14 protein-coding genes are annotated in these 15031 nt (G+C 57.6%); all 14 read right to left on the reverse strand.

Annotation, left to right across the window (positions count from 1 at the left end):
• Positions 1–117: 117 nt before the first annotated feature.
• The 14 genes from ACJO5Y_RS16465 to ACJO5Y_RS16530 all read right to left on the reverse strand — a co-directional run bounded on the left by ACJO5Y_RS16465 (position 118) and on the right by ACJO5Y_RS16530 (position 14982).
• A complete protein-coding gene (locus tag ACJO5Y_RS16465; protein WP_406988739.1) occupies positions 118–2223 on the reverse strand; it encodes a TonB-dependent siderophore receptor in 2106 nt (701 codons plus the stop codon).
• A gap of 113 nt (positions 2224–2336) precedes the next feature.
• On the reverse strand, positions 2337–3311 hold the full coding sequence (locus tag ACJO5Y_RS16470; protein ID WP_406988740.1) for a helix-turn-helix transcriptional regulator: 975 nt from the start codon (positions 3309–3311) through the stop codon (positions 2337–2339).
• A 111-nt stretch (positions 3312–3422) separates the two neighbouring features.
• Positions 3423–5255: a glutamine--fructose-6-phosphate transaminase (isomerizing) gene (gene glmS / locus ACJO5Y_RS16475; protein WP_406988741.1), complete on the reverse strand. Its 1833-nt coding sequence runs from the start codon at positions 5253–5255 to the stop codon at positions 3423–3425.
• 43 nt (positions 5256–5298) lie between these two features.
• Positions 5299–6666 (reverse strand): bifunctional UDP-N-acetylglucosamine diphosphorylase/glucosamine-1-phosphate N-acetyltransferase GlmU, encoded by a 1368-nt coding sequence (glmU, locus tag ACJO5Y_RS16480; RefSeq protein ID WP_406988742.1) that lies wholly within the window; start codon positions 6664–6666, stop codon positions 5299–5301.
• Positions 6667–6830: 164 nt separating this feature from the next.
• Positions 6831–7253, reverse strand: coding sequence for a F0F1 ATP synthase subunit epsilon (locus ACJO5Y_RS16485; protein ID WP_406988743.1), 423 nt, complete (start codon positions 7251–7253; stop codon positions 6831–6833).
• 37 nt (positions 7254–7290) lie between these two features.
• Positions 7291–8685: a F0F1 ATP synthase subunit beta gene (gene atpD / locus ACJO5Y_RS16490; protein WP_406988744.1), complete on the reverse strand. Its 1395-nt coding sequence runs from the start codon at positions 8683–8685 to the stop codon at positions 7291–7293.
• 55 nt (positions 8686–8740) lie between these two features.
• The gene (atpG, locus tag ACJO5Y_RS16495; RefSeq protein WP_406988745.1) at positions 8741–9601 is read right to left on the reverse strand and encodes a F0F1 ATP synthase subunit gamma; all 861 of its coding nucleotides are present in this window, start codon (positions 9599–9601) and stop codon (positions 8741–8743) included.
• A 66-nt stretch (positions 9602–9667) separates the two neighbouring features.
• Positions 9668–11212 carry a F0F1 ATP synthase subunit alpha gene (gene atpA / locus ACJO5Y_RS16500; protein WP_406988746.1) on the reverse strand — a complete coding sequence of 515 codons (1545 nt, stop codon included), beginning with the start codon at positions 11210–11212 and terminating at the stop codon, positions 9668–9670.
• Positions 11213–11240: 28 nt separating this feature from the next.
• Positions 11241–11777, reverse strand: a complete 537-nt coding sequence (locus ACJO5Y_RS16505; RefSeq protein ID WP_406988747.1) for a F0F1 ATP synthase subunit delta — start codon at positions 11775–11777, stop codon at positions 11241–11243.
• Between the two features lie 12 nt (positions 11778–11789).
• Positions 11790–12260: a F0F1 ATP synthase subunit B gene (locus ACJO5Y_RS16510; protein WP_406988749.1), complete on the reverse strand. Its 471-nt coding sequence runs from the start codon at positions 12258–12260 to the stop codon at positions 11790–11792.
• Between the two features lie 94 nt (positions 12261–12354).
• On the reverse strand, positions 12355–12582 hold the full coding sequence (gene atpE, locus ACJO5Y_RS16515) for a F0F1 ATP synthase subunit C (RefSeq protein WP_203299202.1): 228 nt from the start codon (positions 12580–12582) through the stop codon (positions 12355–12357).
• Between the two features lie 56 nt (positions 12583–12638).
• Complete coding sequence (gene atpB / locus ACJO5Y_RS16520) at positions 12639–13493, reverse strand: F0F1 ATP synthase subunit A (protein WP_406988751.1); 855 nt, start codon at positions 13491–13493, stop codon at positions 12639–12641.
• Positions 13494–13508: 15 nt separating this feature from the next.
• The gene (locus tag ACJO5Y_RS16525; protein WP_406988753.1) at positions 13509–13916 is read right to left on the reverse strand and encodes an ATP synthase subunit I; all 408 of its coding nucleotides are present in this window, start codon (positions 13914–13916) and stop codon (positions 13509–13511) included.
• Between the two features lie 193 nt (positions 13917–14109).
• Complete coding sequence (locus tag ACJO5Y_RS16530; RefSeq protein ID WP_406988755.1) at positions 14110–14982, reverse strand: ParB/RepB/Spo0J family partition protein; 873 nt, start codon at positions 14980–14982, stop codon at positions 14110–14112.
• Positions 14983–15031 lie beyond the last annotated feature (49 nt).

Raw genomic sequence — 15031 nt, forward strand, 5'->3', positions numbered from 1 at the left:
ACACCTTTACTGCCACACACAGGATGTGGGATTCGGGGAAATGGTGAGCCTGCCGCGCCCGTTGAACAAGCTGCGGCAGGAAATGATCGTGCTTTCCCGGGTGTCCGGGCGCGGTGATCAGAAGCGGTAGGAGACGGACGCCGTTATATTACGCTCGGCCCCGAAGTAGCAGAACTCCAGGATGTTGTAACAGGAGGCCACGTATTCCTTGTCCAGCAGGTTGTGCACATTGAGCTGGGTACTGACACCTTCCAGGCCCACCTTGCCGAGGTCATAGCCCAGCGCCAGATCCACCAGGGTGTAGTCCGGCACCTTTTCGGTGTTGGCGTCGTCGGCATAGATATCCGCCGCATAGCGAACCCCCACACCGGCATTGGCGCCATCCAGCACACCATCGTTGAAGCGATACCCGGTCCACAGGGTCAGCTGGTGCTCCGGTACCTGGCTGGCGGTATTGTCCTGGCGATAGGCTTCCGATTTCTCAAAGGTAACATCGGTGTAGGCGTAACCTGCCTGTACGTTCAGGTTGTTGTTGATCCAGGCCTTCGCTTCCAGTTCCAGGCCCTGGGACTGGATTTCACCAATACCGCGATAAAAAGTGTCCTGGGGCAGCTTGGTGGCCAGGTTTTCCTGCTTGATGCGGAACAGGGAAGCGGTGTACTGATCACGCGTACCCGCTGGCTGGTACTTCAGCCCGGTTTCGATCTGCTGGCCTTCGCTAGGCTCCAGCAAGTCGCCGTTTTCGTCGGTGAAAGCGCTGGGCGAGAACGACGTGGAGTAGGACACGTAGGGCGCAATGCCATTATCGAACAGGTAAAGCAACCCCGCCCGACCGCTGAACTGGGTGTCGTCCAGGCTGGTGACATTGCCGGTATCCCGGTCGGTATTGTCGATTTCCACCCAGTCATGACGGCCGCCCAGGGTCAGACGCCAGCCGCCCATGGCCAGCTGGTCCTGCAGATACACGCCGGTCTGCTTCTGCTCGCGCAGGTTGCGTACCGGCGGGAACAGGGCCGTTGGTTCGGCACCGTAGACAGGGTTGAATGCATCAATGTTCGGGAACGCGCCGGACGGCCAGACCACGTCGTTTTCCCGCTGCTGGTAGTCGAGGCCCACCAGGACAGTGTGGTCAACCGGTCCGGTGAAGAAATCCGCCTGAAGCTGATTATCCACCGTCAGTGCCTCAAGCTCCTCGTCGCCACCGGAGTAATAGCGGAACAGCTCGGTATCGTTGGCCCAGCCAAACGCATATACCTGCTTGAGTTCCACATCGGATTCCAGATAGCGAAGGTTCTGCCGGCCGGTCCATGTATTGTTGAAGCGGTGCTCCAGTTCATAGCCGAGCATATACATGTCGCGTTTGAACTTATCGTAATCCGGTTCGCCCTCGAAGAAAGTATTGTCGATTTTCTGGCCGTTACGGGATTCGACGGTACCCTCATACGGCAAGCCACTGTGATGCCCACCCTCGGGATCTTTCTGCAGGTAGGCCAGCAAGGTCAGGCTGGTGTCGTCGGTCATATCCCAGGTGAGTGACGGGGCGATCGCGTGGCGCTCCTCTTCCACATGGTCAAACTGGGTATCCGAGGCGGATGTAATACCTGTCAGGCGATAGGCCACCCGCTTCTCTTCATCGAGGGGGCCGGTCAGGTCGAACGCAAAACTGCGCTGGGCGTTATTGCCAGCAGTCACCCGAACCTCTCCACCTTGCTGGAATTCGGGCTTCTTGCTGGTCATGGCGACCAGACCGCCCGGCGAGCCCTGACCATAAAGCACGGACGTTGGGCCCTTGACGATTTCAATGCGCTCAAGGAACCAGGGATCAATGGTGAACGAGCTGAAAGAACCGGCATCACTCATGACCTTGAGGCCGTCAAGGTAGGTGTTATTGATGCTGCCGTCAGAGAAACCGCGGAGAATCAGGTAGTCATAGCGGTTGGAGGCGCCCACCTGGTTCGTGGACACGCCCGGCGTATAGTTTGCTGCCCGCTGAACTGTCTTTGCGCCTTTTTCCTCCCATTCCTCGCGATCAATCACGGAAATGGCCTGGGGCGTTTCGACATAGGGTGTTTCGGTTTTGGTTGCACCGCGAGTCGCAATAACGTCCAGCCCTTCCAGTACCGTCGTATCATTCTGTTGGTCGGTTTCCGAGGCAGTTACGGGGGATGTCAGGCCAGCAATAGTCAGGGCCACCGCCAATGGCAGCCTGGAGCGTTGGAACATGGGTGAGACCTCAATTGTACGTCTTAATTTGGGAATGAGAATTATTATACTTTAACCTACGGCACAGGTATGGGAAGTGCTGGAATTCGTATGCGGAATGCCAAACAGGTGGTTCAGGTGGAACTTAGATCGCTGGGTGAAACACCGAACTGTTTACGGAAGGCTGTCGCAAAGTTGGTGGCATGGCGGTAACCGGCCCGATGCGCCGACTGCTGCACGCTGTATCCCTCTTCAAGGCAACGCTTGGCGAGCTCCAGGCGACAGCTCCGGAGGTATTCAAACACCGTCTGGCCATAGACCCGCCGGAACTTGTAACGCAGGCTACTGGTGCTCATGGCGGCCCGGTGAGCAAGATCGCCCAGGGAATGGTCCTCGGCCGGCGCACATTCAAGGACACTGCGTACCGATTCCAGGCGCCGGATATCCTGTCGGGATACCCCGGCATGACCCGGCTCCCGGATGTCACGACCGGGCAACCCCAGCGCCATCAGTTGCAAGGCAACGCCCTCCAGCAGGAGTTTCCTCTGCAATTCAGGCAGTGAGGTTTCAAGATGTTGCTTCAGCACGTTGAGCAGGCTTGACGGTACCCGCCAGGAATACACCGGGTGCTGCGAGGCTTCCAGCAACTCGGTCAGGAGGGCATTGTGGGGGCTGGGGCTTGCAAGATGGCGCGGGTCCAGCGCCAGGGTGACGGTTTTCAGGCGCTGGCCCGGCAACTGCACGGCATGGAGCGGGTGGTTCGGACCAAGTTGAAGGCTCAGGGCCATGCCGGGATGCAACTCGCTTTGCCAGCCCCCCGCTTCGAGACTGATACGCCCCTGCAATACCACAACGATTAACAGCGGCGAATGCCCCAGTGACAGCGACTCGTAGGGCTGTAACACGTCCAGATCGGAATTGGTCAGCCGGAACCCGGATGGCAGCACGATCTCGTTAACCAACCCTCTGGCTACCGGCTGGTTAAATGACTGATGGCCCAGGCCGGACAGGCTGGGAAACTGGTAATCAATGCCATGATCCCGGCCAAAGCTCAGGAAATCATGGGCGGAAAACGGGCGAGTTGGAGAAAAGCCGTGAAGTTCCGGCAAGGGAATCTGGCCTCCGTTATTAGCGGGTCTTAACGGAGGCCAGAATATCAGGAGCTTCGGACAGCTTCAATAATAATGAGAGTTATTATCATCCACTGATGATGACGGCCATTATTCCACCGTCACACTCTTCGCTAGGTTCCGCGGTTGATCCACATCGGTGCCCTTCAGGACCGCCACATGATAGGACAGCAACTGGAGCGGAATGGTGTAGACAATCGGCGCGGTGATCGGGTGAACCGAGGGCAGCTTCATGACGTGAATACCATCCTGGGGCTTCACATCGGCGGCCTGGTCGGCGAACACGAACAGTTCACCGCCGCGGGCGCGGACTTCTTCCAGGTTGGATTTCAGTTTCTCAACCAGGTCGTTGTTGGGCGCCACCGTAACCACCGGCATTTCACTGTCCACCAGCGCCAGCGGGCCGTGCTTGAGCTCACCGGCGGGGTAGGCTTCGGCATGGATATAGGAGATTTCCTTCAGTTTCAGCGCGCCCTCCAGGGCTACCGGGAACTGTGAGCCACGGCCCAGGAACAGGCTGTGGTGCTTGTCCATGAACGCCCTGGACATCTCCGCAATTTCGCCATCCAGCGCCAGTACCTGGTCGGCCTGGCCCGGCAACAGGTGAATGGCTTCCACGATCTCTGCTTCGGTGTCTGCAGACAGGCCATTGTGACGCGCCAGTGCCAAGGTAAAGATCAGCAATGCCGTCAACTGGGTGGTGAACGCCTTGGTGGACGCCACACCGATCTCCGGGCCCGCCTGGGTCATGATCACCAGGTCGGATTCCCGCACCAGGGAACTGCCCGGTACGTTACAAATGGCCAGCGCGGCGCGGAATCCCGCTTGCTTGGCCTGGCGCAGGGCGGCCAGGGTATCGGCGGTTTCACCGGACTGGGATATGCACAGGAACAGGGTGTCGGGCTGGATCACGTGTTTGCGGTAACGGAACTCGGACGCTACCTCAACGGAACAGGGCACGCCGGCCAGTTCCTCGATCCAGTACCGCGCCACCATACCGGCGTGGTAGCTGGTGCCACAGGCAATGATCTGGACGTGGCGCACGTTCTCAAGCAGCTTGCCCGCCGAGGTGCCCAGGGCCTGCTCCAGCACGTTGGTCTTGGTCAGGCGACCTTCCATGGTGGCCTTGATCACGCGCGGCTGCTCATGGATTTCCTTGAGCATGAAGTGGCGGTATTCGCCCTTGTCGGCAGAATCCGCACCGTGTTCGAAGCGGGTAACCGGGCGCTCAACGAGGTTGCCGTCGCGATCATGGATCTCGACGCGGTCGCGGCGGATATCGGCGATATCGCCCTCGTCCAGGAACATGAAACGGTCGGTGACCGGTAGCAGCGCGAGCTGGTCGGAGGCGATGAAGTTCTCGCCAATGCCCACGCCAATCACCAACGGGCTGCCTTCACGACAGACCACCAGGTGGTCGGGCTCATCGGCATGGACCACGGCCAGTGCGTAGGCGCCACGAAGAAGTCTGATCGCTGATTTGACCGCATCGTGCAGGTTGTCCTGCTCACGGTAGTGCTTTTCGATCAGGTGGGCGACCACTTCGGTATCGGTCTGGGAGGTGAACTCGAAACCCTCGGCCCTGAGCTCATCCCGCAGGTCCTGATAGTTTTCGATAATGCCGTTGTGGACAATGGCCAGCCTGTCACCGGACATGTGGGGGTGCGCATTGAGGCGGGACGGTTCACCGTGGGTTGCCCAACGGGTATGGGCAATACCAACGGTGCCTTCCAGGGCGTTTGCACCAATGGCATCCGCCAAAGCAGCGACCTTTCCCACTTCCCGGGCACGCTGCACGGTATTGCCGCCATCCATGACCGCCATGCCGGCGGAATCATATCCCCGGTACTCGAGCCGCCGCAGGCCTTCCAGAAGAATGCCCTGAACTTCACGTTCCGATACCGCACCTACAATGCCACACATGTGTTACTCACCTGTCAGAAAATTCGCTGTGTTACCGGACCGGTCAGGACTTTTTGACCGGCCGGTCCCAGTCTGCAATGTTGCGCTGACGACCACGGGCCACCGCCAGTTCGCGATCAGACACATCACGGGTAATGGTGGAGCCCGCGCCGATGGTGGCGCCTTCGGCAACCGTTACCGGTGCCACCAGGGAGGTATTGGAGCCCACAAAGACACCGTCCCCGATCACCGTCTGATGTTTATTCACACCATCATAATTGCAGGTGATGGTTCCTGCACCCACATTCACATTACGACCCAGTGAGGCATCGCCCACATAACTGAGGTGGTTGATCTTGCTACCCTCGCCGACAACCGCCTTTTTGGTCTCAACGAAGTTGCCCACCTTGGTGTCGTCAGCCAGGCGGGTACCGGGGCGCAGGCGGGCAAACGGACCAATCTGAGCATTGGCGCCGATCTCGGCGCCTTCAATAACCGAATGGGCGTTGATCCGGGCGCCGGCGGCAATTTTCGCATCGCGGATAACGCAGCCCGGACCAATGGAGACACCGTCCGCCAGTTCCACATCACCTTCAAACACCACGTTGACGTCGATCAGGATGTCGTTGCCAATCGTCAGATTACCCCGAACGTCTACCCGGGCGGGATCAGCGAGCGTGGCGCCTTCTGTCATCAGGCGTTCAGCTTCCCGACGCTGAAACCAGCGTTCCAGTTCCGCCAGTTGCAGGCGGTTATTCACACCCTGCACTTCAAAGGCATCCCTGGGCTGGGACACAGCCACCTGCATGCCATGCTCCACCGCCATGGCGATGATGTCGGTCAGGTAGTACTCGCCCTGGGCGTTGCGGTTGGAGAGCTGGGGCAGCCAGTCCTTCAGGCGCCGGGCCGATACTGCCAGGATGCCGGTGTTAACCTCACGGATCTGCTGCTGGGCTTCACTGGCGTCTTTTTGTTCGACGATGGACGTCACCTTGCCCTCGTCGTTGCGGATAATCCGGCCATAACCCTGGGGATTCTCCATAGTCACCGTCAGCAGGCCCAGGGTGTCGTTATCGATCTGCGACACCAGTGCCTCCAGAGTGCCGGCGCCGGTCAACGGCACATCACCGTAGAGCACCAGTACCCGGGCATTATCCGGCAGGTCCGGTAATGCCTGGGCCACCGCGTGGCCGGTTCCCAGCTGATCCTGCTGCAGCACCCAGTTCACCGGTTGTTCCGTGGTGGCCGCTTTGACCTGATCCGCGCCATGGCCGATCACCGCATGAATCTGCTCGGCCTCAAGCTGACGCGCGGTCGCGATGACATGATGGAGCATGGGGCGGCCCGCCACGGCGTGAAGGACTTTGGGCAGTGCGGATTTCATTCTCGAACCCTGGCCGGCAGCCAGGATAACGACGTGTAGCGGACTCATAACAACGGAACCCCAGGTCAATGGTCGGGTTGTTTATATAAACGAAAAAACCGCGTCCCTGACAGATGGCGGATTTCCCTCCGAATCGGACGATTCGGAAAGAAACCGGCTATCCGCTTCGGGATGCGGCTTCAGATCAGGCGATACCAGGCTGACAATCGCTATTAACGAATGTGATTGCGCAGTTTCTGGATGGTGCGCAGCTGGGCGGCGGCTTCCGCCAACTCTGCTGCGGCACGGGAATACTCGAATTCGCCTGTTTTGTTTGCCAGTGCCTTCTCGGCTTCGCGCTGGGCTTCCAGTGCCGCTGCCTCGTCCACATCCTTCGCGCGAACGGCGGTATCGGCCATCAGGGTCACCAGGTTGGGCTGTACTTCCAGGTAACCCCCGGAAACGTACAGCACTTCCTCAGCGCCACCCTGCTTGACGATCCTGACTGCACCGGGCTTCAGGGCCGTTAGCAGCGGAGCGTGGCCGTACTGGATACCCAGTTCACCTTCGGTACCGGTAGCGGTCAGCATCTCCACCAGGCCGGAGAAGATTTTCTCCTCGGCACTAACGACGTCACAATGTACGGTCATAGCCATTTATTACGCCTCTTGGGTCAGAAAGTGAAGAAAAGAATTACTTACCTTCCTTCGCCTTCATTGCCTTAGCCTTCTCAATCGCTTCTTCGATACCGCCGCACATGTAGAACGCCTGCTCCGGCATATCGTCGTATTCACCATTGAGGATGCCCTCGAAGCTGGCGATGGTCTCTTTCAGAGACACGTACTTACCGGGAGAACCGGTGAATACTTCAGCAACGTGGAACGGCTGGGACAGGAAACGCTCGATCTTACGGGCGCGGGATACGATCAGCTTGTCGTCTTCAGACAGCTCGTCCATACCCAGAATCGCAATGATGTCCTTCAGTTCCTTGTAGCGTTGCAGAACGTTCTGCACGCCACGGGCAACATCGTAGTGCTGATCGCCGATCACCAGCGGATCCAGCTGACGGGAGGTGGAGTCGAGCGGATCGATCGCCGGGTAGATACCCTTGGAGGCGATGTCACGGCTCAGTACCACGGTCGCGTCCAGGTGCGAGAAGGTGGTTGCCGGAGACGGGTCGGTCAGGTCATCCGCCGGTACGTAGACCGCCTGGATGGACGTGATGGAACCGGCTTTGGTGGAGGTGATACGCTCCTGCAGTTCACCCATCTCCTGGGCCAGGGTCGGCTGGTAACCTACCGCGGACGGCATGCGGCCCAGCAGTGCGGATACCTCGGTACCGGCCAGGGTGTAACGGTAGATGTTGTCCACGAACAACAGTACGTCACGACCTTCGTCCCGGAACTTCTCGGCCATGGTCAGGCCGGTCAGGGCAACACGCAGACGGTTTCCGGGAGGCTCGTTCATCTGCCCGTAAACCATGGCTACCTTGTCCAGTACGTTGGAGTCCTTCATCTCGTAGTAGAAGTCGTTACCTTCACGGGTACGCTCACCTACGCCGGCGAATACGGACAGACCGGAGTGCTCTTTGGCGATGTTGTTGATAAGTTCCATCATGTTGACGGTCTTACCAACACCGGCACCGCCGAACAGACCAACCTTACCACCCTTGGCGAACGGGCAGATCAGGTCGATAACCTTGATGCCGGTTTCCAGCAGGTCGGCAGACGCCGCCTGGTCGGCATAGCCCGGGGCTTTGCGGTGAATCGCCCAGCGCTCTTCTTCGCCGATCTCGCCCTGTTCGTCGATGGGACGACCCAGCACGTCCATGATACGTCCCAGAGTCTGGGTGCCCACGGGTACTGAAATCGGTTTGCCAGTATTGTCTGCTTTCAGGCCACGCTTGAGGCCTTCGGTGCTGCCCATCGCGATGGTACGTACAATGCCGTCACCCAGCTGCTGCTGGACTTCCAGAGTTGTCTCACCACCTTCAAGCAGCAGTGCGTCATAAACGCCTGGCACGGAGTCACGTGGGAATTCCACGTCGATAACCGCGCCAATGATCTGAACGATGTGTCCGCTACTCATGCTCGGTTCCTCGTTATCTTGATAGTCATTAAAACCAGTAGGATTGTGGGCCGGATCAGACCGAAGCCGCGCCGCTCACAATCTCCGATATCTCTTGCGTAATGGCTGCCTGACGGGCCTTGTTATAAGCCAGTTGAAGCTCGTCAATGATGCTGCCAGCGTTATCAGTCGCGCTCTTCATGGCAATCATCCGAGCAGCCTGCTCGCAAGCCAGATTCTCTACCACTCCCTGATACACCTGGGATTCGATATAACGTGGTAGCAGCCCATCCAGGATGGGGCGTGCATCGGGCTCGTAGATGTAATCCCACTGGTGACCGACTTCTTCATCTTCGCCTTCAGGCAACGGCAGAAGCTGTTCCGCTTTCGGCTGTTGCGTCATGGTGTTCACGAACTCGTTGCTCACCAGGTACAGGCGGTCAATCTTGCCTGATTCGAATGAGTTGAGCATAACCTTGACGTTACCGATCAGCTGTTCTGCACTGGGGTTGTCGCCCAGATGGGTCAGAGCGGCAACCACGTTTCCGCCATAATTGCGGAAGAATGATGCACCTTTCTGCCCGATGGCACAGAGGTCGGTCTCAACACCTTTGCCTTTCCATTCACGCATTTCACGAACGAGAAGCTTGAACGTGTTGCCGTTCAGGCCACCACAGAGTCCCCGATCGGAGGAAACCACGATGTAACCCACGCGTTTGACGTCACGATCCTGCATGAACGGGTGTCGGTAATCCTGGTTTGCCTTGGCAATGTGCCCGATTACCTGACGCATCTTTTGCGCATACGGGCGCGTCGCCTGCATGCGTTCCTGAGCTTTACGCATTTTACTTGCCGCCACCATTTCCATGGCGGAAGTGATCTTCTGCGTGCTCTTGATGCTTCCGATCTGGTTACGTATTTCTTTTCCGACGGCCATAAGTCACTGCCTTTTCAAGTTAGACACTCATGTAGACCAACGGGCCCGCCGCAGCGGGCCTCGGGCTTACCAGCTTTGAGTGGTCTTGAATTTTTCCAGAGCAGCTTTCAGGCCGGCAGTAATTTCGTCGTTGAAATTACCGTCTTCACCGATCTTGTCGAGCAGTTCTTTCTGTTCGGAACGCATCCAGTCCAGCAGTTGCGCTTCGAACTTAACCACACTGTTAACCTCGACATCGTCCAGGAAACCTTCGTTAGCTGCGAACAGTACGGTACCCATTTCCGCGACGGACATCGGGCTGTACTGGTTCTGCTTCATCAGCTCGGTAACGCGCTGACCGTGCTCAAGCTGCTTCCGGGTGGCTTCGTCCAGGTCAGAGGCGAACTGGGCGAACGCCGCCAGTTCACGGTACTGGGCGAGGGCCAGACGGATGTTACCGCCGAGCTTCTTCATGATCTTGGTCTGGGCTGAACCACCTACCCGGGATACGGAGATACCGGCGTTCATCGCCGGACGGATGCCGGAGTTGAACAGGTTGGTTTCCAGGAAGATCTGACCGTCAGTAATGGAGATCACGTTGGTCGGTACGAACGCGGATACGTCACCGGCCTGGGTCTCGATGATTGGCAGGGCGGTCAGGGAACCGGTCTGGCCTTTCACTTCGCCATTGGTCAGCTGCTCTACGTAGTCAGCGTTCACGCGGGATGCGCGCTCCAGCAGACGTGAGTGCAGGTAGAATACGTCACCCGGGAAGGCTTCACGGCCCGGCGGACGACGCAGCAGCAGGGAGATCTGACGGTAAGCGACGGCCTGCTTGGACAGGTCATCGTAAATGATCAGGGCGTCTTCACCACGGTCACGGAAGTACTCACCCATGGAGGTACCGGAGTACGGGGCGAGGAACTGCATCGAGGCCGGGTCGGCGGCACCGGCGGCAACCACGATGGTGTGGTCCATGGCGCCGTGCTCTTCCAGCTTGCGGACTACCGCTGCGATGGAAGACTGCTTCTGGCCAACGGCAACGTAGATACACTTGATGCCGGTGTTCTTCTGGTTGATGATCGCGTCGATCGCAACCGCGGTCTTACCGATCTGACGGTCACCGATGATCAGCTCACGCTGACCACGACCGATCGGAACCATGGTATCGATCGCTTTGAGACCGGTCTGTACCGGCTCATCAACGGATTGACGGGCGATAACGCCCGGTGCAACCTTCTCGACCGGAGAGGTCTGGGAAGTGCCCAGCTCGCCCTTGCCGTCAATCGGGTTACCCAGACCGTCGACCACGCGACCCATCAGTTCCGGACCAACCGGAACTTCCAGGATACGACCGGTACAACGAACTTTCTGGCCTTCAGCCAGATCTTCGTAGTCACCCAGTACAACCGCACCAACAGAATCGCGCTCCAGGTTCAGCGCCATGCCGTAAGTGCCGTTGGCAAATTCAATCATCTCACCGTACATAACGTCGGCAAGACCGTGGATCAGTACGATACCGTCGGAAACGGAAAGAATCGTACCTTCGTTCTTAGCATCGGAAGAGATATCGAGCTTTTCGATTCTCTTCTTGATGATGTCACTGATCTCGGATGGATTCAGTTGCTGCATGCCTTTGTCCTCAAACCTTGTGCTGAAATCAGGAGCCCAGAGACTTGGCCATCTTGGCCAGCTTGCCTCGGACTGAAGCGTCTATAACCAGGTCACCCGTGTTTACTACTGCACCGCCGATCAGGGACTGATCCACTGCGGTTTCCAGGGTCACCTTGCGCTCCAGCTTTTTGGACAGCGCGTCGATTAGCTGCTGCTGTTGTTCCGCGGTCATTTCAAACGCCGTGCTCACCTGAAGGTTTACAGTGCGTTCAAGATCCGCACGGTACAGGTTGAACAGGGCTGAAACTTCCGGCAGCAGGGCCAGACGCTTGCTTTCAGCAAGAATCAACAGGAAGTTTCTGAGTGCTTCAGGCAGCGGCTCTTCAAAACAGTCAGCGAAGAGTTCCGCCTTGCGTTGCTCAGACAGGCCGGGATTGGCCAGGATGTTCTTTACCTCTTGGTCAGCCGCAACCTGAGCGGCGAAAGCCAGAGCCTGATCCCAGAGATCAACGGCGTTCTGGTCTTGCGCGGCGCCAAAAACGGCTTTCGCGTAGGGTCGGGCTAACGTTGTCAGTTCTGCCATGATGACCCTCTTTTAGAGTTCTGCGGCCAGCTTTTCCAGCATCTCGCTGTGAGCTTTGGCGTCTACAGAGGTTTCCAGAATCTTCTCGGCACCGGCAACGGCAAGTGCTGCCACTTCTGCTCTCAGTGCGTCGCGAGCCTGAATACGCTCCTGTTGAATTTCCGCCCTGGCCTGCTCAATAAGCCGATCGCCTTCCTTGCGGGCATCGTCTTTGGACGCCTCGACAATCTGGGCGGCACGCTTGTTGGCCTGGTCAATCAGGGCTGCAGCTTCTTCTTTCGCCTTGTGCAGTTCCTTGGAGGCTTTCTCCTGCGCAAGTTCCAGATCGAGGGATGCCCGATCTGCGGCAGAAAGGCCGTCGGCAATTTTCTTCTGGCGCGCTTCCATGGCCGCGGTAATCGGCGGCCATACATATTTGACGCAGAACCAGACGAAAATAGCGAAGGCAATCGATTGCCCTATCAACGTAAGGTTTATATTCACGGCAATATACCTCTTGCTATTCGTTGCGTCCTGGTGTCCGGAAAATCGGGCGCGACCTCAATTCAGTGACGCAGCGCCCGCATCTTACGGCTGATTAACCAGCAACAACGAAGATCAGGTACATCGCGATACCAACGCCGATCATCGGAACCGCGTCAAGCAGACCAGCCATGATGAATGTCTTGGTTTGCAGCTGGTTAGCCATTTCCGGCTGACGTGCAGTGGACTCGAGCAGCTTGCCGCCCAGCAGGCCGAAGCCGATGCCAGTAGCCAGAGCGCCCAGACCGATGATGATCGCTGCTGCAATAAATACCATTTCCATTGAAGACTCCTCAGTTTTCTCAGATAGTTAAGGGTTTGTGTTTTAAAGCGTTTTAATCAGTGATCTTCGTGCGCCGCGCTGAGATATACCACAGTCAGCGTTGTAAAGATAAAGGCCTGCAGCGTAATTACCAAAAGATGGAAGATGGCCCAGGGTACGTTCAGCGTCCATTGGGCCCACAGCGGCAGCAGCGCAATCAGGATAAATATGACCTCACCGGCGTACATGTTGCCGAACAGACGCAATGCCAGACTGATCGGTTTAACGATGAGTACCAGCACTTCCAGGAACAGGTTGAACGGTATCAGCAGCCAGTGGTTAAAGGGCTGCATGGACAGTTCCTTGGCGAAGCCGCCGATGCCTTTCACTTTCAGGCTGTAGAAGATAATCAGCAGGAACACGCCGAGGGAGATACCGAAGGTACCATTGGGATCGGTGGTCGGCACGATCTTGAAGTATTCCAGTCCCATCGCGTGGGCAATGGTGGGGATGTAGTCGACCGGGATCAGCTTCAGGGTGTTCATCAGCAGGATCCAGACGAAGACCGTCAGTGCCAGCGGCGCAATCAGCGGATTGCGGGCGTGGAAACCGTCTCTCACCACGCCCTGGATAAATTCAACGGTCATCTCCACCACGTTCTGCAGGCCAGTTGGTACGCCGGTGGTTGCACGCTTGGCCGCAAAGCGGAACAAGCCGAGGAAGAGAATACCCATGAACAGGGACCAGCCCAGGGTGTCTACGTGAAACGCCATGAAGCCCATGTCCGAAGCTTCCTGGGCAGTTCGTGCGAACGTCCAGGTGGCTTCATCGACAAGGGTACCGTCCGCGCGCTCGTAGCCTTCCGGGAGTTTGCCGTAGGTGAGGTTCGTTAGGTGGTGCTTTATATACTCTACTGGGGTATCAGCTGCCATACTGCTCTCGTCCAGTCATCGCTGTGGTTGCGGCCGGATGAGGAAGCGCAACACTGCACTCATCACAACCATCACAGCAAAAGTGAATAACAGAGCCGGTACGTGTACTGGCTCCATTAAGATGAAAACGGCCGCAAAAAACACTGCGGTAAGGGCGATCTTGATGCTTTCCGCCCGGAACATGTTTCCCACCATCAGGTGCGCCTGTCGGGCGCCTTCAAACCGGTACATCCGGTGGGCAAAATACGCGTTTGGTATGACAAATATAAGACCGCCCACAAAAGCGGAATACCCGGCCAAACGACTTTCAATAGTCCATAACAGGCTCAGAATGACGATAAAGGTAAACTCAATGGCCAACCATCGGGCCAGAGGCAAGCGGGTGATTCGTGATCGGTTATTACTCATACCACCTGCTGTCATTCCAAGCGCGCGAAATTATATGTGTTAACCGATAGGTGTTCAACAGAACCGATGGGAAAATTTGGTGGAAAAATAACCAGAATTCTCGCCAGATCACAGCAACTTCACACAAGTTGTGCTGCCTAACCATCACAATCACGACATGTGGTGGTTTCAGGCTCAAACGGTACTTTGGGATGAAATGTTACAAACCTTATCGGATGTGGCCCAAAATCCCATCCAGTTCGTCGAGGGAGCTGTATTCGATCACCAGTTTGCCCTTGCCTCTCTGGCCATGATCAATGGATACCCGCGCACCCAGGCGTTCGGCAAGATCGTCCTGCAGCGCGCGAATGTTCGGATCCACTTCGCCCCGGGACTTCTTGCGATCCGGCGTTTCCTGCTGCACGCGGCGAACCAGCGCCTCGGTCTGACGAACCGACAGCGATTTGGCCACCACCTGTTTCGCCACCTGCATCTGCTGTTCCGGCTGCAGTGTCAGCATGGCGCGGCCATGGCCCATCTCCAGGTCACCGTGTTCCAGCATCAGGCGAACGTCTTCGGTCAGGCCGATCAGGCGCAACAGATTGGTGATGGTGGTGCGGCTTTTACCCACCGCTTCCGCTACCTGGGCCTGGGTCAGGCCGAATTCGTCCTGCAGCCGCTGCAGAGCGAACGCTTCTTCAATGGGGTTGAGGTTCTCGCGCTGGATGTTCTCGATCAGCGCCATGGCGATGGCGGCTTCGTCCGGCACATCGCGGATGATGGCGGGAATGCTGTCCAACTCGGCCATCTGGGTGGCCCGCCAGCGACGTTCACCAGCGATCAGCTCGTAGCGACCCTCTGCAATCGGGCGGACGACGACCGGCTGCATGACACCCTGCTGGCGAATAGAATCCGCCAGTTCCTGCAGGGCGGCCGGGTCCATATCACGACGGGGCTGGAAACGGCCACGCTGAATCAGGTCAATCGGCACCTCGCGGAGTTCACCGTCGTGGTCATGGAGCTCCTGATCCAGATTGACCCTGGAGCCCTGTAGCAGGGCGCCCAGTCCACGTTCACCCAGTCCTCGTTTCTTCGCCGCCATGGTGTCTGTCATTCTTCCCAGTGAAAATCAGTGTGCAAAGGAAAGGTAG

The organism is Marinobacter alkalisoli, assembly GCF_045449855.1.
Taxonomy (GTDB): domain Bacteria; phylum Pseudomonadota; class Gammaproteobacteria; order Pseudomonadales; family Oleiphilaceae; genus Marinobacter.

Coding starts and splice junctions, on each gene's coding strand:
- atpE (WP_203299202.1), bottom strand. CDS start 12,582: ATGGAAATGGTATTTATTGCAGCAGCGATCATCATCGGTCTGGGCGCT.
- glmU (WP_406988742.1), bottom strand. CDS start 6,666: ATGAGTCCGCTACACGTCGTTATCCTGGCTGCCGGCCAGGGTTCGAGA.
- atpB (WP_406988751.1), bottom strand. CDS start 13,493: ATGGCAGCTGATACCCCAGTAGAGTATATAAAGCACCACCTAACGAAC.
- atpD (WP_406988744.1), bottom strand. CDS start 8,685: ATGAGTAGCGGACACATCGTTCAGATCATTGGCGCGGTTATCGACGTG.
- atpA (WP_406988746.1), bottom strand. CDS start 11,212: ATGCAGCAACTGAATCCATCCGAGATCAGTGACATCATCAAGAAGAGA.
- atpG (WP_406988745.1), bottom strand. CDS start 9,601: ATGGCCGTCGGAAAAGAAATACGTAACCAGATCGGAAGCATCAAGAGC.
- glmS (WP_406988741.1), bottom strand. CDS start 5,255: ATGTGTGGCATTGTAGGTGCGGTATCGGAACGTGAAGTTCAGGGCATT.
- ACJO5Y_RS16530 (WP_406988755.1), bottom strand. CDS start 14,982: ATGGCGGCGAAGAAACGAGGACTGGGTGAACGTGGACTGGGCGCCCTG.
- ACJO5Y_RS16485 (WP_406988743.1), bottom strand. CDS start 7,253: ATGGCTATGACCGTACATTGTGACGTCGTTAGTGCCGAGGAGAAAATC.
- ACJO5Y_RS16525 (WP_406988753.1), bottom strand. CDS start 13,916: ATGACAGCAGGTGGTATGAGTAATAACCGATCACGAATCACCCGCTTG.
- ACJO5Y_RS16505 (WP_406988747.1), bottom strand. CDS start 11,777: ATGGCAGAACTGACAACGTTAGCCCGACCCTACGCGAAAGCCGTTTTT.
- ACJO5Y_RS16465 (WP_406988739.1), bottom strand. CDS start 2,223: ATGTTCCAACGCTCCAGGCTGCCATTGGCGGTGGCCCTGACTATTGCT.